Here is an 18696-nt window from a genome sequence, read left to right on the forward strand (position 1 = left end):
TTTATTTCACCTTCATTCGCTTCTTTCCTTCACGACATACTTCTAACAGTCTGCATTCCTCACATTGCGGTCGTTGTGCTTTACAATGATAACGTCCAAAGAAAATCATACGATGATGTGTAACCCCCCACTCATCCATTGGTACTTTCTTCATTAATGTTTTTTCTACTTCTAACACAGAGTCTTTCCATCTACACATAGCTAATCGTTTACTCACTCGCTCCACATGTGTATCAACAGCAATTGCCGGAATTCCAAACGCTACGGAAACTACAACATTCGCTGTTTTCCTTCCTACACCTGGTAATTTCGTAAGTTCATCTCGATCGTTCGGTACTTCTCCATTATAGTCATCTAATAACATTCGGCATAATTTTTGAATGTTTTTTGCTTTATTTCTATACAATCCGATAGAGCGTATATCTTGTTGTAATTCTTCTAGAGAAACACTTAAATAATCTTCTGGTGTTTTATATTTTTGAAATAAATTTCTTGTCACTTTATTTACAAGTACATCCGTACATTGTGCAGATAACGCCACCGCGATTACAAGTTCAAATGGATTATCATGAACCAATTCACAATGTGCTTCTGGATACATATCCGCCATTGTGTCTAAACAATAACGGATTTGCGTTTTGTTAAGCATATTTTTCCTCCTATATTACTGCTCCAACCAATTATAAAAAGGCACTTTTCCAGTAAATTTCGTCTCTTGTTTTGTCATTTGTTGTGCCCTTTGTTGATTCGCTCTAAATTTTTGACCTTGATTTTGAGCCTGATCTACCGTTTTAATTCCATTCTTTTTCCACTCAAATAAAATACGATCAATATATCGGAAATTTAGTTTTCCACTCATTACAGCTTCTCTAAGAGCCGCTTGAATTAAATTTGGATGATGTTGATCTTGGTCCTCCCACATCCCTAACGTTTCACATTCGAACGGCGAAAGTGGTCTTCCAAATTCTTTTTCAAATACTGTATATAAATTTACTTGTAGCTGTTTTTTTTCTTTTTGCTCTTCCTCTATTGATTCATCCATTAAGAAATGTAATATTTTTTCCCATAACGGTTGTAAAGAATAACTTTCGCACATCATCGCTTCTGATCTTTGTCCACCTTCTAGTGATAAAAAACCTTTTTGAATCAACGTCTGAATTATTTCCATACATTTCATTTCCGTTATCGTCATCCGTTCAGAAATCTCTGAAGGAGTCGGAAACGAATTACCTGATTCTAAAAATGTGTGTACATGAAGTACAACCATAAATTCCGTCTCATTTAAACCTAATTTTTTATAATGCATCATAAGCAATTTTGGAATTGCAATGCTTCCCTGCTCAAACCACTGTAACATCATTTTCTTTTTCATCACCAAACACCTCGCTCTCTAGTATAACACACCTTTAGCTATTTCTTTTTGCCACAATCCGTCAAAAAAACCTCCCCATTAATAGGGAGGTTTTTTATATTACATGAATGAAATATAAAATTAAGCTTGCACTTTACTTTTCATAAATGTATGGATGCGCTCTAATGCTTTCTCTACTTGTTCAAGAGATGTCGCATATGATAAACGAACATTATTTGGAGCACCAAATCCTGTACCTGGTACAAGAGCCACTTTTTCCTCTTCTAATAGAGCTTTTGCCCAATCATCAACTGTTGCATATCCTGATAAAGCTACAGCTTCTTTTACGTTAGGGAATAAGTAAAATGCCCCTTGCGGTTTAATACAAGTAAAGCCAGGGATTTGAATTAATTTATCATAAATGATGTTTAATCTCTCTTCAAAGGCTTGACGCATTGTTTCCACAGGTTCTTGTGAGCCTGCATATGCCGCAATTGCTCCGTATTGAGCGATTGAAGTAGGGTTTGACGTACTATGACTCGCTAAATTCGTCATTGCTTTAATAAGCTGCTTATTTCCTGCAGCATATCCAATACGCCATCCTGTCATAGAATGAGATTTAGATACACCATTAATAATAAGTGTTTGTTCTTTTAATGCATTAGAAAGCTGGGCAATTGAAGTATATTCTACGCCACCATAAATTAATTTTTCATAAATTTCATCAGAAACGATTAAAATATCATGTTCTAAACATACTTCTCCAAGCTGTTGTAATTCTTCTTTGCTATAAATCATTCCTGTTGGATTGCTCGGTGAATTAATAATAACTGCTTTCGTTTTCTCTGTAATTGCCTCACGCAGCTGCTTTGCTGTAATTTTGTACTCATTGTCTTCTAAACCTTCTACATAAACCGGCTTACCGCCAGCAAGCTTTACTTGCTCTGGATAGCTTACCCAGTAAGGAGTTGGGATGATAACTTCATCTCCCTCATCAAGTAATACTTGGAATAATGTATATAATGCATGCTTTGCACCATTACATACAATAATTTCAGATGGATCATACGCAATACCTTGATCGCGAGTAAATTTCTTCACAATTTCTTGTTTTAACGATTGTAATCCACCTGTTGGTGTATACTTCGTATGCCCTTCTAACATCGCTTTATGTGCAGCATCCATAATATGCTCTGGTGTATTAAAGTCAGGTTCCCCTGCCCCTAATCCAATTACATCATGACCCTCTGCTTTTAATGCTTGTGCCTTTGCTGTAATTTCTAAAGTTGAAGACGGTGTTAAAGCAGCTACTCGCTTTGCTAATTTCATTTGTAGTTCCCCCTACATCTATTTTTCAATGCTATATCGTCTTAAAAATTTTCCATCTTTAAATTCAAGATAGTAATAACTATAACGATTGTCATCATCAATATATGTAACTTCCCATAGTGGTACATCATTTTCAAAGCCTAATTTCACTTTCATAATCTCTTTCGGCTTACTTTTTGATTCCTTACTTTCATTGCCGACTTGCTCTATTGTTCTTTGTATAGCCTCTTTTTCAGAAATACCTTCGCTCTTTTTCCTTACTACAGTATCCCCTTTTTTCTCAGGCACCCAAACGATAAGTTGTTCTCCCTTTTCATCTGTACCTTGCACGACTATATATGCAGATTTTCCGTTGTAATAATCAACAGATTTCACCTTTGTAAGCTTTGCTTTTTCTTTAGCAATTTCTACAAATTTCGACTCTTTTGGAATTTTCTTTCCCATCGCTTTATTATAAACATACGCCCCATATATTCCGCTAGCAACGATAACAATAATGATTGCAAAAATCCACTTTTTCATTGTATCACTACGTTCTGTAAATCGTAAATACAGCTGTTTCTTTATCTTTTTCGTCTAATGCTAGTCCGAACATGAGGTCTTGCTCTTTTAACGTACGATTTAAACTATCAACAATTTTATACAAATCCGACGAATATTTAATACGCGTCGTTGATAGTACTTCGATTTTCTTCTCCATGAAAAAACTCCTCCGTTACACAAAAATTTCTAATTATAGAAGAACGCAATGCGGTTACAATAAGAGTACATTCTTTACAACCCCTGCTTCATCACCCATCTATTATAGCAGGACATGTACAGCAAAAAAAGGTTTCAAGTCGAAAACCAACACATTTTGTATACAAGAAGTAAGAAAAATAAAATTCCTCCTACCCACATTTTTTACGCCTGAAGTTTATAAGTACTTCAGGCGTATTTTTCTTCCATTTTTATTCATTTGATGGTTCTTCTAATTGTACTAACAATTCTTCTAATGGTCCTTCATAAAGAGGTACGTTAGGAATCGATTGTAGAAATCGTTTTCCATAGGAAGAACTCGTCAAACGACGATCTAACACTACTACCGTTCCTGTATCTGTATTTGTTCGAATTAAGCGGCCGAATCCTTGCTTGAAACGTAATATTGCTTGTGGGAGCGCTAATTTAGCGAATACATCTTCACCTTGATTTTTTAGCCACTCACCTTTCGCTTCCATCATCGGCTGATGAGGAGGTGTAAATGGTAGGCGGACTATAACAAGACAACTTAAGGCATCTCCTGGAATATCTATTCCTTCCCAGAAACTGCTCGTCCCTAATAAAATTGATTTGTCGAACTCTTGAAACTTTCGAATTAAGCGGCTTCGACTTCTATTATTCACACTTTGGGTGAGTAATAAATAACCCTCTAATTCATCATTATTTTTTAAATTCGCATACGCTTCTTTTAACATTTCATACGAAGTGAATAAAACGAGCATTCTGCCTTTTGTGGCTTTCGCTATCTTTGCAATATGTTCCGATACAGATTCAATATATCGCTCATTACTTACTTGCTTAATAAAAGGTACATCCGTTGAAACCATTAATTTCATTTGTTCATCATAACGAAATGGCGACGGAACCTTTAAAGTATTTGGAGCGAAATCATGTAAACCAAGTTCCTCTTTTATATAATCAAACGTATCGTTAACTGTTAGTGTTGCGGATGTAAAAATAACACTCTTTTTTTCTGTTAAAAACTCATCAGCAAATCTTTCACCAATATGAACAGGCTGTGCATATAGAACTGTTGAATGAATCGTCCCTTTCGTTTCAGTCTCCATCCAAGTTACATACGAATTCTTTTCTAATACGAGTAACTGTAATGATTCTGCCATCTTTCTCAGCAACTCAATTAAATGCATAAATTCACCTGTTACAACATGCATCTCCCATTCTAACTTACTTTGCAATATATCCACTTGCTTCTCAAGAGCAGTTACTACCCTTCTTAATTCATATATAAAACGATTTGTTAATTCGACGATACTATCCCACAACTTACCTTTTTCTAGTTCTGCGTTATACCTATAGATGAGCGGCATATTATTCGTTCCTTGCTCTTGCTTTGTTTGTTTAAATATAAAAGTACGTAACATTTGGAAGAGTTCATCCGCATCAAACTTAAGTTCCTTCAAACTATAACTTATCATCCGGAAAGTTGAACGAGATGTTTGCTCTGATTTTTTCATCATTTTATATACTTTGGAGAGTACATCTTCTGTTTCTAGCGTCCCAAGACGAGATATAACCAATTGAAAATACATACAAGAGAACTGTTCACCCAATGTTCTACTCGCAGCTTCTTCAATATGGTGAGCTTCATCAAAAATAATATGTTCGCATGAAGCAAACAACGGTTCTTCACTTGAAAAATCTTGAAATAATAACGCATGATTTGTAATAACGATATCTGCAAATAAAGCTTTATTCTTCGCTCGCTGATAAAAACAACGACTAAACCAATTACTTTGCATACCACCTGGACTATAGGCATCGCTACAAATACGATTCCAAAGTAACTTTCCGCCCTCAGGAATATTTAATTCGTCTCGATCACCTGTTTCAGTTTGCAATAGCCAAACTAAAATCTTCGCCTTCGTAAGTGCCATATCATAATTTTTTTCTTCCTCTTGCAAAGCATACTCAAATTTATGTAAGCATAAATAATGTTTTCTTCCTTTTAGAAGAGCTGCCTCAAATGAAAATGGCATTATTTTTTGTAATAACGGAATTTCTTTTTCTAATATTTGTTGTTGGAGTTGTACTGTTTGTGTACTTATAATGACAGGTTCTTCTTTTCTCTTTGCAAAATAAAGACTGGGAAGCAAATAAGCAAGAGTCTTTCCTGTTCCTGTACCCGCTTCAATTAGTGAAAAACGAGAATCTCTTAACGCCGTATATATCTCTTTCATCATCAGTTGTTGACTTTCTCTTCTTTCAAACTTTGGCATATGTGATTCCAATTTATCCATCGTTTTATTCAAGAAAGCATCAAACTTTGATGAACACGTTTCTCCAAGGTTTAAGGAATAGTTCCGCTTTTTCAGCGCAATATTTCGATGTATTTCATACTCCGCTATATCTTCTTTACCGTGCATTACTTTCTTTAAAATATTTTCAGAAAGCACATCAGCTATATCGCTTTGGAACACATCACTTAATTCATAAAGCGATTGCAACGTGACAAGTGGTAACTTTTCAATTTCATTTAAAAATTGTAAAAATAATTCCGCTGTTGCAAGAGCATCACTATCCGCACGATGTGGTTGATCGTGCTCTAGTTCATGCTTCTTAGCTAAATCACGTAATTTATAACTATCGGCTGTCGGCAAAAGAATTTGAGCCAATTCAACCGTGTCGATTTTCGGACAATGTATTTCTGTATATCCAGCTTGCCTTAATTCTTCATTTAAAAAATTCCAATCAAAGTGAACATTATGCGCAACGAAAGCCGCACCTTGTAATAGCTCAACAATCATCGGGGCTACATCTTGAAATAACGGGGCTTGTTTTACAAGACTTTCATCAATCCCTGTTAATTCTGTAATAAATGGTGGGATCTCTCTCTTTGGGTTAACAAAAGACGAAAAAATCTCCAATATCTCTCCATCTTCTACTACAACAGCTGCAATTTGGGTAATTTTATCCTTCCCATCTTTCCAGGAGTTCCCTGTCGTCTCTAAATCAACAACGACATAACGCTTACTCATATATGTAACACCTCAATTTCTTACCTTTCAAACAACAATAATTTATATAATGTTACTATACCACGTTTTATCTCATCTTAATGAAAAGATGCACAAAAAAGCTATCTCCGCAATGGAGATAGCCTTTCTACTTATAATATCGTACCCGCTTTTTCAGCACCTAACATTTCAATAATTTGATTATCATCGTCTAATACTGCAATTTTTGGTTCTTGTTTATGAATCTCTTCTTCCGTAACTAGCCCATAACAAATAATAATTACTTTGTCCCCTGGTTGTACAAGCCTTGCCGCAGCACCGTTTAAACAAACAACACCACTACCGCGTTCCCCTTTAATAACGTATGTCTCTAAGCGAGCACCATTATTATTATTTACAATTTGGACTTTTTCGTTTTCTACAATATTTACTGCATCCATTAAGTCTTCATCAATTGTAATACTACCTACATAATTTAAATTTGCCTCCGTTACAGTTGCACGATGTAACTTTGCTCTCATCATTGTGCGAAACATAGATGCTCCCCCTTATTTAACTGTTAATGTTATATTGTCAATTAATCTTACATTTTCAAACTTAACTGCAATAGCTAAAATGATTCTTCCTTCGACTTTCTCTACCATTGTTAATGACGGATATGCATATAAATCTGCATAATCTACAGTGCCTTTCGTATGCGTCTCAATATACTCTTTCACAAGATTTGTAATGATTTCGGGATTACGTTCACCTGCCTCAATTCTTTCTTTCGCTATACATAGGCTGCGGTATAAATGAAGAGCTTCTTCACGTTCATCTTGTGATAGGTACACGTTACGAGAACTTTTCGCTAAACCATCTTCTTCCCTTACAATATCAACTGGTACGATTGTAACTGGAATATTGAAATCAGTTACAAACCCTTCAATTACTGCAACTTGTTGAGCATCTTTCATACCGAAATAAGCACGCTTTGGCAGCGTAATATTAAATAGTTTCATTAGTACAGTTGCAACACCAGCGAAATGACCAGGTCTTTGTTGACCGCATAATACGTCCGTGCGCTTCACAACTTCTACCGTTGTTGTTTGTTCTGCTGGATACATTTCTTCTACACTCGGATAAAATAAATAATCTACACCGTTTTCTTTTGCTACATTTTCATCTCTATCAATATCACGAGGATATCGATCTAAATCTTCATTTGGGCCAAATTGTAGTGGGTTTACAAATACACTTAAAACTACAATTTCATTTTCTTCTCTTGCCTTACGTAATAAAGTAGCATGGCCTTCATGTAAATAACCCATTGTTGGAACAAAACCAATACTCTTTCCACTTGCACGAAGTTCGCTCGTAATTTGCTGCATCTCTTGCACTGTAGTTACGATTTTCATTATTGTTTTCCTCCGTATAACGCTAAGCATTCTTCCTCTTTCATTGTGAACGAATGTTTTTCTTCAGGAAATTGCCTTGTCTTTACTTCAGTAACATATTGTGAAATCCCACGCACAATCTCCTCTTGAACAGACGTATATCGCTTCACAAATTTCGGAACACGATTTACGCCGTATGAGATAAGATCATGATAAACAAGCACTTGCCCATCTACTTTTTGTCCTGCACCAATCCCAATTGTCGGTATTGTTAGTTGCTCTGAAATAAGTTCTGCTAACTGCATTGGTACACATTCTAACACAAGCGCTATTGCACCAGCTTCTTCACATTTCTTTGCATCTTCTATTAATTTTTTTGCACTCTCCGCATCTTTTCCTTGCACTTTATATCCACCCAACACTCCTACAGATTGAGGGGTTAAACCTAAATGCGCTACAACAGGAATTCCTGCGTTCGTCAAATATTGAATCGTCGATATAACTTCTCCAGCACCTTCTACCTTCAGTGCGTGTGCCCCGCTCTCTTGAACGATGCGGCGTGCATTCACCATCGTTTCTTGTAATGATACGTGATACGACATAAATGGCATATCAGTTACAATAAACGTCTCTTTCGCTCCGCGGCGTACAGCTTTCGTATGATGAATCATATCCTCTACTGTTACAGGTACTGTTGAATCGTATCCGAGTACAACCATTCCAAGAGAATCTCCAACTAGAATCATATCAACTTCAGCTTCTTCTGCTAATTTAGCAGATGGATAATCATACGCCGTTAGCATTGTAATCGGCTCACCTTGCTCTTTCATCTTCAAAAAATCTGTTTTTGTTTTCAAAAACTACTCCTCCTTTATGCAGGAGAGAGGAGATGGCCGAAATCATATAAAAAAACCCCTCTGGCCATAAAAGGGCAGAAGGGTTGTGTGTTAGTCGGCATTATTCATCCCTCTGTCCCAGTCCGTTATTGGATCAAGGCAGAATCCAAGTTATTATTTTTCGTATGACTTCGAATCATGGTGCAGTTCGCTCTGATACTGCCCACATTCGAACTAATTATAGCAAACTACAAAAAGGAATTACTACATTTTTTCGAAAAAATAATTTTTTATTCTTATTACGGTATATGAAATTTAACACGAGAGTATATATGCTATACAGTTTTTATGGATAATTCAATCCTGAAAAGATACATGTTTTTTCAACGCATGTTAAAAAAGTCCAAGTTAATTTTTTCTGTAATCAATTTAACTATATAGTATAACTCTTAAACTAATGATGCAGGTTAATTGAGGAAAGTACTTAACAAAGACCTGCGGTAGTATGTCAACGGAAAAACAACAGAAATCAAAGTTATCAAAGGACATTTTGTTGAAAAAAGACATTACGAAACTAGACCAGTAATGTATGTAATTTACTGGAAAATATTTGAAAGGTAGCGATGACAGGTTTTATGTCACACTTTCACGCACCTTTCTGGCGTAAAGAGTTGGTGATTGCGTAGTAGCGCATCCACCAATCGCACAAATTTTCTTGCGGTTAGAACGAGTGCACGTTTGTGTTGATGCTTTGGTACTTCATTATATTTTTTTACGTAATATTCTTGGTAATCAGATACATACTTTCTTACAGAGTTGGCGGCTTCAACTAGGTAATAACGTAAGTAGTGATTTCCATTACGAGATAATGAAGTGTTTTCTGCAATGAAACGACCAGATTGATGTTTGCGCCAATATAATCCGGCATATTTTGCAATCTTAGTTTCATCATCAAATCTTTCGATTTGACCAATTTCAGCGATAATACCAGCAGCGAATACGGGACCCACTCCAGGAATGGATTCAAGTGTTTGAGGTAATCCAGCCATGATTTGCTTAATGGACTTTTCTATTTCCTTAATTTGTTGTTGATAGGTACGAATGACCGCAATTGATGTTCCGAGAAGGACATCGATTGAATCTTCCACTACCTTATCTAAACGATAGGAAGAGCGAACAGCCTTTTGAATGGTTGACGCAACACATTTTGGATCACCGAACCGATTCTTTCCTTTTGCTTGTAGGAACTCAGCGAGTTCGTTTAAAGGCATGTCAGCTAATTCCTCTAGACTAAGTTTTTCAAGGAATAGCTCCATCATGGCGTTGCCGAATATAGAAGAATCCACCTCTTGTGAGAACGTATTACACTTATAACTTAGGTGTTGTAGAAAATGTTGCTTTTCCTTTGTCAACATTCTAACGAGCTGATAACGAGATCTTGTCAATTGTTGTAGTGCTACGTACTGGCTTTCTTTTACGATAGACATTTGATTTCGTCCGAACCGTAAATAGTCAGCGATGACGAAGGCATCAATCTCATCTGTTTTATCCATGTCAGAATAGCTTTTCTTGAAGTTCGTAATTTGTTTTGGATTCATTAGAAATACTTTTGCTCCAAAACTTTGTAACTCTTTATCATAATGAAGAAACATAGATGGATGAAAACTATAAACAGATGTAGATTCTAAACCGATTTTAAAAATTTCTACTTTTTGATTGGCTATACGCTGTAATAATCGCTCTTTTAGCGCTATGGCACCTGGTAAATCATTATTGACTGAAAAGGAGTCTAGCTTTTCTCCGTCACCATTTAGAATACAAGTTTTTATATCAAACGAACTTACATCTAATCCAACAAATAATCTCATGTAAGAGACCTCCTTTCGATTTAGAATCATTGCTTGGACGTCTCGAGATATCTCTAGTGTGCACGCCGATCAACAACCTCGTGTATGAGAGCTAGTCCTGAATCGAAAGCCGCCCTAGAGCTACTAACATCTAAGTTCGAGGGTCAGGCTGCTCAGCCTGCGAGTAGGAAGTCCCGCACGTTCACTGAGAAACACTCTTTTTATGTGGTAAATCCACAGGAGAAGAAAGAATTGTCCCAAATGATCCTAAGACCATTATCTAGAAATATCTTGAGACGTCCAAGGATTATTTATAAGTCTCATAGTAGGAAGAAAACCTAAGTTTGAATTACAGCTTAAATATAATATACGAGGAGAATTGCAGATGAAAAGAATTTATTATCATGTTACAAATTCAACTCAAAACTATTGAAATAAAAAGAAGTTCCAAAAGAGGAACTTCTTTTACTTAATTTCGATATCTGCAGAATGAATATGATGTACTTTCCCCTCATGATCCTCCAGAAGTAATACACCATCCTCTGTGATTCCTTTTGCTAACCCCGTAATTGTCTCTCTCATCGTTCGAGCGGTAATTTCTTTCCCGATGCTCACAGCGTAACTTTCCCAAAGAATTTTAATGACAGAGAAACCATTTTGTAAATATTCTTCATATAATTTTTCTAGTTGTAAATAGATTTGTTGCATAAGTTCTGCACGAACAATCGGCTTACCTGATTCAATCGCTAATGAAGTAGCGATGTGCTGAATTTCTTCATCAAAATGTTCTTGCTTTTGATTCGCATTAATACCGATGCCCATAATGACAGCATTAATTTTATCAGGATCCGCTTGCATTTCTGTTAATATACCTACAGCCTTTTTACCTTGAATTAAAATATCATTTGGCCATTTTATTCCTACGTTTACACCTGTACATTTTTCAATTGCCTGTGCAACACTAACAGCCGCTAACAAAGTAAGTTGCGGTGCATGATGAACTGGGATTGACGGGCGTAAAATAATACTCATCCAAATCCCTGTTCCTTTTGGTGAATGCCATTTTCTGCTTAAACGACCTCTTCCCGCTGTTTGTTCTTCTGCTACAACGACAGTTCCTTCTTCTGCACCTTCATAAGCAAGTTTTGCTGCAATGTGCTGCGTTGATTCAACAGTTTCTTCAAAATACACTGTTCTACCAATCCGCTTCGTTTGTAGTCCTAACTGAATTTCATTAGCAGTCACTTTGTCTGGCTTACTTGCAATTCGGTAACCTAATCGGCGCACAGCTTCAAGTTCATATCCCTCACTCCGCAGATCCTCCATATGTTTCCACACAGCAGTTCTTGAACAACCAAGTTTATCACTAATTGTTTGGCCGGATACAAACTCGCCATCCGCTTCAGAAAAAACTTGCAATAACTGCTTTCTTATAGTAGATTGCATCCTTGCAGCCACTCCCTTATACGCTCTTTCTCATTAACTACGTTTCCTTGTACGATTGCTTCTTCGATTTTCTGAAGCATTTCAGCAACCCACGGACCAGGCTTTTTGTTTGCCCAGTTTAATAAATCATTACCAGTCACATTCATTTCTTGACGTTCCTGGATTGGCAATGCATGAAACATTAATTGTACTCGTTCAACAGATGTAGGGTCATAGCTTTCAATCATCGCTTCATATACTCTCTCTGCCATTTCAGCGATATGAATTCCCGTTTTATAAAGAAGGACTGTATCCCAATCCTTCTCCTTTCTAGTACGAATTGCCAATAAAACTGCAACAATATCTTTTATTTTTTTATTCGAAAACTTCCATTGACGTAAAAAGACAGATGGATGTTCTTCTCCGATACAATATAAGAAAAATGCCCACGCCTCAATATCCGTTTCGAAAGAATCCCATTTATACTGCGTAGCTTTTAACAGTCTCTCTTCTGACATTTGTAAATATGGCAAATGAGAAAATAGCTTCGTCTCTACTAATTCTTTGAGACCTTTCACACAATATGTACCAGTTAACAGTTTCTCAAACTCTACTGTAATACGCTCAATTGCTATATGTTCTAGCAAATGCCCATGCGTTTCAATCGCTTGCTTCGTTTTCATTTCTAATGAAAAACCTAACGTGCTTACAAACCGAATACCACGCATCATTCGCAGGGCATCTTCTTGAAAACGATCCGCAGCATTTCCAACTGTCACAATTTCTCTCTGTTGAATGGCTTCCTGTCCAGCAAATAAATCAACCATTTTGCCTTCTTCTGTCATAGCAATTGCATTCATCGTGAAATCACGACGTTTTAAATCCTCTTCTAATGAACGAACAAATTGAACACTACTAGGTCTTCGAAAATCTTCATATTCGCTTTCTGTTCGAAAAGTAGTTACCTCATAAGGCTCACCATTTTCTACAACAATTACAGTTCCATGCTCAAGACCAACAGGAACATTTCTTGGGAATATAGCCATCACTTCTTCTGGTAGAGCAGATGTCGCAATATCAATATCTCCAATCGGCCTATCGATAATAAGATCTCGTACGCTCCCACCAACAAAGTAAGCCTCATGTCCTTGTTGCTTTAATGTCTCAATAATAGAACTAGCTTTTTTAAATCTTTCCATTTTTGTCATCCCTTAGTACGTCATAGTAAATCGTTTCATATTGTGAAACAATTTTTTCTGAGCGAAATTGCTCATAAACACTTTCTCTTGCTCGTTCTCCCATATTACGGTGAAGTTCCTCGTCCTTTAATAGCTGAATAGCTTGATTTGCCACTCCTGTTGTATCGCCAACTTCACATAAATATCCTGTTTCCCCGTGTTGAATAACCTCTGGAATACCTCCAACCCGCGTTCCGATACAAGGTACACCACACGCCATTGCTTCTAATAAAACAAGACCAAAACTTTCCTTCTCTGATAGAAGCAACATTAAATCACTCATCGCAAGTAGTTCTGCAACATTATCTTGCTTCCCTAGGAATAAAACGCGATCTTCAATATGTAAATTCTTCACTATCTGTAAAATCGTACAGAATTCTGGTCCGTCTCCAACAAGAAGCAACTTCGCATCTACTTCTTTAACAATTTTAGCAAATGCCTGAACAACATCCTGCACACGTTTCACTTTACGGAAATTCGAAATATGAATAAGTACTTTTTCACTCTCACTTATACCGTATTCTTTCTTTAATTGAGACATATTACGCTTGAAATATACACGTTCGTCTATAAAGTTATATACCGTTTGAATTTCTTTACTTGGTTTTACAAGCTCATGTGTTTCGTTAATTAATGAATGCGAGACAGCAGTGACCACATCCGATTGCTCAATACCAAAACGAATTAAATTATTTAACGAAGGGTCGGAACCTAACACAGTAATATCTGTTCCATGTAAGGTTGTAACAATTTTAATACGCTCTCCGATCATTTGTTTTGCTAAATATGCACAAATTGCATGTGGTATTGCGTAATGCACATGTAAAATGTCTAAGTTTTCTCTTTGTGCAACCTCGGCCATTTTACTTGCTAACGCTAAATCGTATGGTGGATATTGAAATACAGAGTATTGATTTACCGTCACTTCATGAAAATAAATGTTTGGATATACTTTATTTAACCGGAATGGTAAACCCGATGTAATAAAGTGAATTTCATGCCCACGTTCCGCCAATTGCTTTCCTAATTCTGTTCCAACAACTCCAGAACCACCTACAGAAGGATAACATGTAATACCTATTTTTAATTTCATTTACATCCCCCTAATAAATCAGCATGTAATAAAACCGGTTTCTTACTCATAAATCCCTCGGCATACAAGACTCCAACTTCTTTTCCAAACATCTTCTCACGAGCGATTACAGTTTCAACGTAACCTTCTGTTAACGGTGTCTTAACACCATCGCTCCCTGTTGAAAACTGACTTTCATACGCTTCTAATGCTTCCACCTTTATAGAGAGGTACTCACTTATATCTATACAAAAATTCGGTTTATGAAAACCATTAATCATATAATTATAAAAAGACTCCACACGATGTGGTGAAAGTTCCGGCATATATTTACGGATTCCTGCTGAAAAAATAGCCTCTTCCACAAGCTTTGCACAATTTGCATGATCTGGATGGCGATCTTCATAGTACGGTGCAAAAACTAGTTTTGGTTTATATGTACGGATCACCTTGACAATTTCACGTATATACTCTTCTTTCATATACAAACCACGGTCTGGCATCGCTAAATTCAGCCTCGTTTTTACTCCCATTATACGAGCTGCAACCTTCGCTTCTTCTTTTCTCAACTCTATCGTTCCATTTGAAGAAAGATCAGCTTCTGTTAAATCACAAATACCTACTTCATACCCTTGCTTTGTATATTTAGCGATGGTACCAGCCATGCCGATTTCAACATCATCGGCATGAGCACCAAACGCTAATATATGTAATCCACTCATAATTGTTCCCCTCATTTTCTTAACTTACGATAATCTAAATCTCCTCGCTCTAATGCGTGCATTAACATTTCAGCACTTGCCATATTCGTTGCAAGTGGAATCGCATATACATCACATAAACGAAGCAATGCATTCACATCCGGTTCATGCGGCTGTGCTGTTAATGGATCGCGGAAGAAAATCACCATATCTAAATCGTTCTTTGCAATCATTGCACCAATTTCTTGATCTCCACCAAGAGGGCCAGATTGATATCTTGTTACAACTAATCCAGTCGCTTCCATAATACGAAGCCCTGTCGTTCCTGTTGCAAATAATTCATGTTGTTCAAAAATTGGTTTATATGCGTATGCAAACGAAACCATATCATTTTTCTTTTTGTCATGTGCGATTAAGGCAATTTTCATCCGTTGTCTCCCCTTTAGTCGATAATATTTTCTAAACCGTACACAAGATGATCAAGGTTCATTACTGTCTCAATTGATAGTTTTACACCTGACATAAATGATGCACGATTGAATGAATCATGACGAACTGTTAACATTTGTCCATCTCCACCGAACATTACTTCTTGGTGTGCAATAAGCCCTGGCAAACGTACACTATGAATGTGAATACCGTCTACATTTGCACCACGTGCACCTGCTAGTTGCTCTACTTCTTTTGGATGACCTTGCTGCTTTGATTCACGATTTTGACGAATTAACTCTACCGTTTTTACAGCTGTACCAGATGGTGCGTCTAATTTTTGATCATGATGTAATTCAATTACCTCAACATCTTGGAAATATTTCGCTGCCATTTGTGAGAATTTCATCATAAGAATTGCACCAATTGCAAAGTTTGGAGCAATAATTGTTCCTACTGCTTTTTCTTTTGCATTCTCTGTTAAACGTGCCAATTCTTCTTCTGTAAATCCAGTTGTACCAATAACCGAACGAAGTCCACGCTCAACTGCAAGTGTAACGTGTTGTTTCCCCACTTCTGGTGTTGTTAAATCTAACAACACATCTGCTTCTACTTCATCTAAACAAGTATGTAAATCAGCGTAAATCGGTGCATGTAATGCTGGCATGCCAGGTAAATCAGAAATCTTCTCACCACCATGCTTATAATCCACTGCTGCTACTAAATTAAAATGTTCCGTTCTTTCCATAAGAAGAACTGCTTCATGTCCCATACGTCCTCTTGCTCCGGCGATAATTACTTTAATTTCTTTCATTATTCTTTCTCTCCCTCATCAATACGTGTCCAGCGATCTTTATCACGTGTATTAAATTTATTCATTACAATGTTATGTGCTGTCTCTAAATCAATATTTAAACTATTTGCCATACAAATCATAACAAATAATACATCTCCAAGCTCTTCTTCAATACTTCTTTCTTTTTCAGTTGTTTTCTTCGGTTTCTCACCATAATAATGATTTACCTCTCTTGCAAGCTCTCCCATTTCTTCCGTTAAACGAGCCATCATTGCAAGCGGACTGAAATAACCTTCTTTAAACTGACCAATATATGCATCTACTTCTTTCTGCATATCTTTCATCGTTTTTGCTTCCATACTATTCACCTCTAATCCTTCCTCTTTCATGTTAGCCAATTCATCGCGATTTGACAAATATTATTCCCCGCCAAACACCTATTTGCGACCCATTTTTGGATAGACTATAATAAAGTGAAACTTCTTTTGCGTTTTTTTGCAAAAGATTAGTTGAACTAATCGGGTTCCTACGGCTGGTTCGCCTTTCTTCAGAGCTTTATCTCCTACCAGCCGTTGGTACGGGGTAAAGTGAAACTTCTTTTGCGCTTTTTGCAAAAGATTAGTTGAACTAATCGGGTTCCTACGGCTGGTTCGCCTTTCTTCAGAGCTTTATCTCCTACCAGCCGTTGGTACGGGGTAAAGTGAAACTTCTTTTGCGCTTTTTGCAAAAGATTAGTTGAACTAATCGAGTTCCTACGGCTGGTTTGCCCCTCTTCTTTGCTTCATCTCCTATCAGCCGTTAGAGCGGGATAAAGTGAAACCTTCTTTTGTGCTTTTCACAAAAGATCAGCCCACATCAATCAAGTTCTTACTATTTTCACTAGCAACTAGAAATTACTTATTATTATGTTTTACTGTTTCAGCGGAGCAATGCAATCATTACATAATTAGGGGGATTTCTATATGACATCAAAATTGAAGATGCGAAATATTATTTTTATTTTAATCGGTTCCGCTATATTTTCTTTCGGTATTGTCAATATCAATATTGAAAACCACCTTGCAGAGGGTGGGTTTACTGGTATTACACTATTATTGTATTTTTTATTTAAGTTTGATCCTTCCTACTCAAACTTAATTTTAAATATCCCTATATTTTTTATTGGTTGGAGGTTACTTGGCAGAACGACATTTTTATATACATTAATTGGCACCTTTAGCGTATCTTTATTTCTATGGATTTTCCAGCGTTACGAAGTACTCAACTTACATTTAAACTTGCAAAATGATATGACACTCGCAGCTTTATTCGCCGGGGCATTTATCGGTATCGGCCTTGGAATAATATTTAAATATGGCGGGACTACTGGCGGTGTAGATATTATCGCACGACTAGCTCACAAATATGTTGGCTGGAGTATGGGGAAAACAATGTTTATGTTTGATGCTGTCGTTATCGTAGTCTCTATTCTTACCTATTTATCATACCGCGAGGGCATGTATACGCTAGTTGCTGTTTTTATCGGTGCTAAAGTCATTGATTTTATGCAAGAAGGAGCTTATGCTGCCAAAGGAGCGACTATTATCTCAGAGAAAAACGATGAAATTGCTGCCAAAATTTTATCTGAAATGGAGCGCGGAGCAACCTTTTTAAAAGCTGTTGGATCGTATACAAAAGTGGAACGTAACGTATTGTATTGCGTTGTTGCTAAAAATGAAATCGTGAAATTAAAGAATATCATTACTTCTGTAGATCCTCATGCTTTTGTCGCTGTAAGTGATGTACATGATGTAGTTGGTGAAGGATTTACGTTAGATGAAAATAAAAACCCTTTACATAATTAAATGTAACTAGAAAAGCGCCTTAGCTTTTCTAGTTTTTTATTACAAGTCTTTTAAGCTTCTCAAAATCCTCATGAATAAGCTCCAATAAACTCCGATTATAAAAAATGGAAGCTGGATGAAAAGTCGGAAAAACATGATATTCTTTCTCTGACCATGTAAACTCTGCACTTTGCATATCCTTTAATTTTTGAATGGGCTGTTTTAATAATTGCCCGTGTACATCTGTGATTTTTTTATTTTTTCCTGTTAAACGTTGAAGACCGATATTTCCAAGCGTGACGATAAGCTTCGGATGTATTTTCTCTAATTCATAATCTAACAAAGGCGCATGGGCAACTATTTCTCCCTGATTTGGCGTTCTATTATACTTTTTTTGTATGATTTCACCATTTCGTTCTTTTTTCTCTCGCCATTTATAAGGTCTACTTCGAACAGCGCTCGTAATATATACTTCTTCCCTTGTAACATCAATACGCTCTAAAAAATCCATTAATTGTTTTCCCGCCCTCCCGCTAAACGGAATCCCATTATGAATTTCTGTTTCACCAGGCGCCTCTCCTAACAACATAAATTTGGGATTTTCAGGACCTTGTCCACTTAAAAAACCTTCTAGTTGATAAGGAGCACTGCGCTCTTGCACTTGTTTTACTAAATGGTCTGGATATTTCATTTCCCCCCACCGCCTTTCCGCATTACTTCTATTATTTCTATTTGCAAT

Annotated in this window: 19 protein-coding genes; 1 reads left to right on the forward strand and 18 read right to left on the reverse strand. The window is 36.7% G+C overall.

What is annotated here, in order from left to right:
• Position 1: 1 nt before the first annotated feature.
• The 17 genes from nth to QCI79_RS04815 all read right to left on the reverse strand — a co-directional run bounded on the left by nth (position 2) and on the right by QCI79_RS04815 (position 16493).
• On the reverse strand, positions 2–649 hold the full coding sequence (gene nth / locus QCI79_RS04735) for an endonuclease III (RefSeq protein WP_000933034.1): 648 nt from the start codon (positions 647–649) through the stop codon (positions 2–4).
• A 15-nt stretch (positions 650–664) separates the two neighbouring features.
• Positions 665–1372 (reverse strand): DNA replication protein DnaD, encoded by a 708-nt coding sequence (gene dnaD / locus QCI79_RS04740; RefSeq protein ID WP_021728639.1) that lies wholly within the window; start codon positions 1370–1372, stop codon positions 665–667.
• Positions 1373–1492: 120 nt separating this feature from the next.
• Positions 1493–2680, reverse strand: coding sequence for an aspartate transaminase AspB (aspB, locus tag QCI79_RS04745; RefSeq protein ID WP_000761571.1), 1188 nt, complete (start codon positions 2678–2680; stop codon positions 1493–1495).
• A gap of 18 nt (positions 2681–2698) precedes the next feature.
• On the reverse strand, positions 2699–3202 hold the full coding sequence (locus QCI79_RS04750; protein WP_000758739.1) for a cell wall elongation regulator TseB-like domain-containing protein: 504 nt from the start codon (positions 3200–3202) through the stop codon (positions 2699–2701).
• A gap of 7 nt (positions 3203–3209) precedes the next feature.
• The gene (locus tag QCI79_RS04755) at positions 3210–3380 is read right to left on the reverse strand and encodes a YpmA family protein (protein ID WP_000412179.1); all 171 of its coding nucleotides are present in this window, start codon (positions 3378–3380) and stop codon (positions 3210–3212) included.
• Positions 3381–3630: 250 nt separating this feature from the next.
• Entirely contained in the window at positions 3631–6435 is a 2805-nt protein-coding gene (dinG, locus tag QCI79_RS04760) for an ATP-dependent DNA helicase DinG (protein ID WP_000044958.1), read from the reverse strand.
• A 131-nt stretch (positions 6436–6566) separates the two neighbouring features.
• On the reverse strand, positions 6567–6950 hold the full coding sequence (panD, locus tag QCI79_RS04765; protein ID WP_000490181.1) for an aspartate 1-decarboxylase: 384 nt from the start codon (positions 6948–6950) through the stop codon (positions 6567–6569).
• A gap of 12 nt (positions 6951–6962) precedes the next feature.
• Entirely contained in the window at positions 6963–7811 is an 849-nt protein-coding gene (gene panC, locus QCI79_RS04770; protein ID WP_000707023.1) for a pantoate--beta-alanine ligase, read from the reverse strand.
• Positions 7811–8647, reverse strand: a complete 837-nt coding sequence (gene panB / locus QCI79_RS04775; RefSeq protein WP_000851111.1) for a 3-methyl-2-oxobutanoate hydroxymethyltransferase — start codon at positions 8645–8647, stop codon at positions 7811–7813. The genes panC and panB overlap by 1 nt, the downstream gene beginning before the upstream one ends.
• 617 nt (positions 8648–9264) lie before the next feature.
• Positions 9265–10494, reverse strand: coding sequence for an IS110 family RNA-guided transposase (locus QCI79_RS04780; protein ID WP_021728073.1), 1230 nt, complete (start codon positions 10492–10494; stop codon positions 9265–9267).
• 444 nt (positions 10495–10938) lie between these two features.
• Positions 10939–11919: a biotin--[acetyl-CoA-carboxylase] ligase gene (locus tag QCI79_RS04785; protein ID WP_001192063.1), complete on the reverse strand. Its 981-nt coding sequence runs from the start codon at positions 11917–11919 to the stop codon at positions 10939–10941.
• A complete protein-coding gene (locus QCI79_RS04790; RefSeq protein WP_000439316.1) occupies positions 11904–13097 on the reverse strand; it encodes a CCA tRNA nucleotidyltransferase in 1194 nt (397 codons plus the stop codon). Before QCI79_RS04790 ends, QCI79_RS04785 begins: the two co-directional genes overlap by 16 nt.
• Complete coding sequence (bshA, locus tag QCI79_RS04795) at positions 13084–14229, reverse strand: N-acetyl-alpha-D-glucosaminyl L-malate synthase BshA (protein WP_000768305.1); 1146 nt, start codon at positions 14227–14229, stop codon at positions 13084–13086. Before bshA ends, QCI79_RS04790 begins: the two co-directional genes overlap by 14 nt.
• Positions 14226–14930, reverse strand: a complete 705-nt coding sequence (gene bshB1 / locus QCI79_RS04800) for a bacillithiol biosynthesis deacetylase BshB1 (RefSeq protein ID WP_000015673.1) — start codon at positions 14928–14930, stop codon at positions 14226–14228. The genes bshA and bshB1 overlap by 4 nt, the downstream gene beginning before the upstream one ends.
• Positions 14931–14941: 11 nt before the next feature.
• Positions 14942–15337 (reverse strand): methylglyoxal synthase, encoded by a 396-nt coding sequence (gene mgsA, locus QCI79_RS04805; protein ID WP_000684765.1) that lies wholly within the window; start codon positions 15335–15337, stop codon positions 14942–14944.
• Between the two features lie 14 nt (positions 15338–15351).
• A complete protein-coding gene (dapB, locus tag QCI79_RS04810) occupies positions 15352–16152 on the reverse strand; it encodes a dihydrodipicolinate reductase (protein ID WP_021728589.1) in 801 nt (266 codons plus the stop codon).
• A complete protein-coding gene (locus QCI79_RS04815) occupies positions 16152–16493 on the reverse strand; it encodes a nucleotide pyrophosphohydrolase (protein ID WP_002108639.1) in 342 nt (113 codons plus the stop codon). Before QCI79_RS04815 ends, dapB begins: the two co-directional genes overlap by 1 nt.
• A 603-nt stretch (positions 16494–17096) precedes the next feature.
• Between QCI79_RS04815 and QCI79_RS04820 the strand changes: the two genes are divergently transcribed.
• Positions 17097–17978 (forward strand): YitT family protein, encoded by an 882-nt coding sequence (locus QCI79_RS04820; protein ID WP_000202121.1) that lies wholly within the window; start codon positions 17097–17099, stop codon positions 17976–17978.
• Positions 17979–18006: 28 nt separating this feature from the next.
• Here QCI79_RS04820 and QCI79_RS04825 read toward each other — a convergent pair whose 3' ends face one another.
• On the reverse strand, positions 18007–18648 hold the full coding sequence (locus tag QCI79_RS04825; RefSeq protein ID WP_000876871.1) for a uracil-DNA glycosylase: 642 nt from the start codon (positions 18646–18648) through the stop codon (positions 18007–18009).
• Positions 18649–18696 lie beyond the last annotated feature (48 nt).

Source organism: Bacillus cereus group sp. MG1, from assembly GCF_040460035.1.
GTDB lineage: Bacteria > Bacillota > Bacilli > Bacillales > Bacillaceae_G > Bacillus_A > Bacillus_A cereus.

What these genes read in the sequence shown, in the direction of transcription:
- nth (WP_000933034.1), bottom strand. Translation starts at nt 649, where the DNA reads ATGCTTAACAAAACGCAAATCCGTTATTGTTTAGACACAATGGCGGAT.
- dnaD (WP_021728639.1), bottom strand. Translation starts at nt 1,372, where the DNA reads ATGAAAAAGAAAATGATGTTACAGTGGTTTGAGCAGGGAAGCATTGCA.
- aspB (WP_000761571.1), bottom strand. Translation starts at nt 2,680, where the DNA reads ATGAAATTAGCAAAGCGAGTAGCTGCTTTAACACCGTCTTCAACTTTA.
- QCI79_RS04750 (WP_000758739.1), bottom strand. Translation starts at nt 3,202, where the DNA reads ATGAAAAAGTGGATTTTTGCAATCATTATTGTTATCGTTGCTAGCGGA.
- QCI79_RS04755 (WP_000412179.1), bottom strand. Translation starts at nt 3,380, where the DNA reads ATGGAGAAGAAAATCGAAGTACTATCAACGACGCGTATTAAATATTCG.
- dinG (WP_000044958.1), bottom strand. Translation starts at nt 6,435, where the DNA reads ATGAGTAAGCGTTATGTCGTTGTTGATTTAGAGACGACAGGGAACTCC.
- panD (WP_000490181.1), bottom strand. Translation starts at nt 6,950, where the DNA reads ATGTTTCGCACAATGATGAGAGCAAAGTTACATCGTGCAACTGTAACG.
- panC (WP_000707023.1), bottom strand. Translation starts at nt 7,811, where the DNA reads ATGAAAATCGTAACTACAGTGCAAGAGATGCAGCAAATTACGAGCGAA.
- QCI79_RS04780 (WP_021728073.1), bottom strand. Translation starts at nt 10,494, where the DNA reads ATGAGATTATTTGTTGGATTAGATGTAAGTTCGTTTGATATAAAAACT.
- QCI79_RS04785 (WP_001192063.1), bottom strand. Translation starts at nt 11,919, where the DNA reads ATGCAATCTACTATAAGAAAGCAGTTATTGCAAGTTTTTTCTGAAGCG.
- QCI79_RS04790 (WP_000439316.1), bottom strand. Translation starts at nt 13,097, where the DNA reads ATGGAAAGATTTAAAAAAGCTAGTTCTATTATTGAGACATTAAAGCAA.
- bshA (WP_000768305.1), bottom strand. Translation starts at nt 14,229, where the DNA reads ATGAAATTAAAAATAGGTATTACATGTTATCCTTCTGTAGGTGGTTCT.
- bshB1 (WP_000015673.1), bottom strand. Translation starts at nt 14,930, where the DNA reads ATGAGTGGATTACATATATTAGCGTTTGGTGCTCATGCCGATGATGTT.
- mgsA (WP_000684765.1), bottom strand. Translation starts at nt 15,337, where the DNA reads ATGAAAATTGCCTTAATCGCACATGACAAAAAGAAAAATGATATGGTT.
- dapB (WP_021728589.1), bottom strand. Translation starts at nt 16,152, where the DNA reads ATGAAAGAAATTAAAGTAATTATCGCCGGAGCAAGAGGACGTATGGGA.
- QCI79_RS04815 (WP_002108639.1), bottom strand. Translation starts at nt 16,493, where the DNA reads ATGGAAGCAAAAACGATGAAAGATATGCAGAAAGAAGTAGATGCATAT.
- QCI79_RS04820 (WP_000202121.1), top strand. Translation starts at nt 17,097, where the DNA reads ATGACATCAAAATTGAAGATGCGAAATATTATTTTTATTTTAATCGGT.
- QCI79_RS04825 (WP_000876871.1), bottom strand. Translation starts at nt 18,648, where the DNA reads ATGAAATATCCAGACCATTTAGTAAAACAAGTGCAAGAGCGCAGTGCT.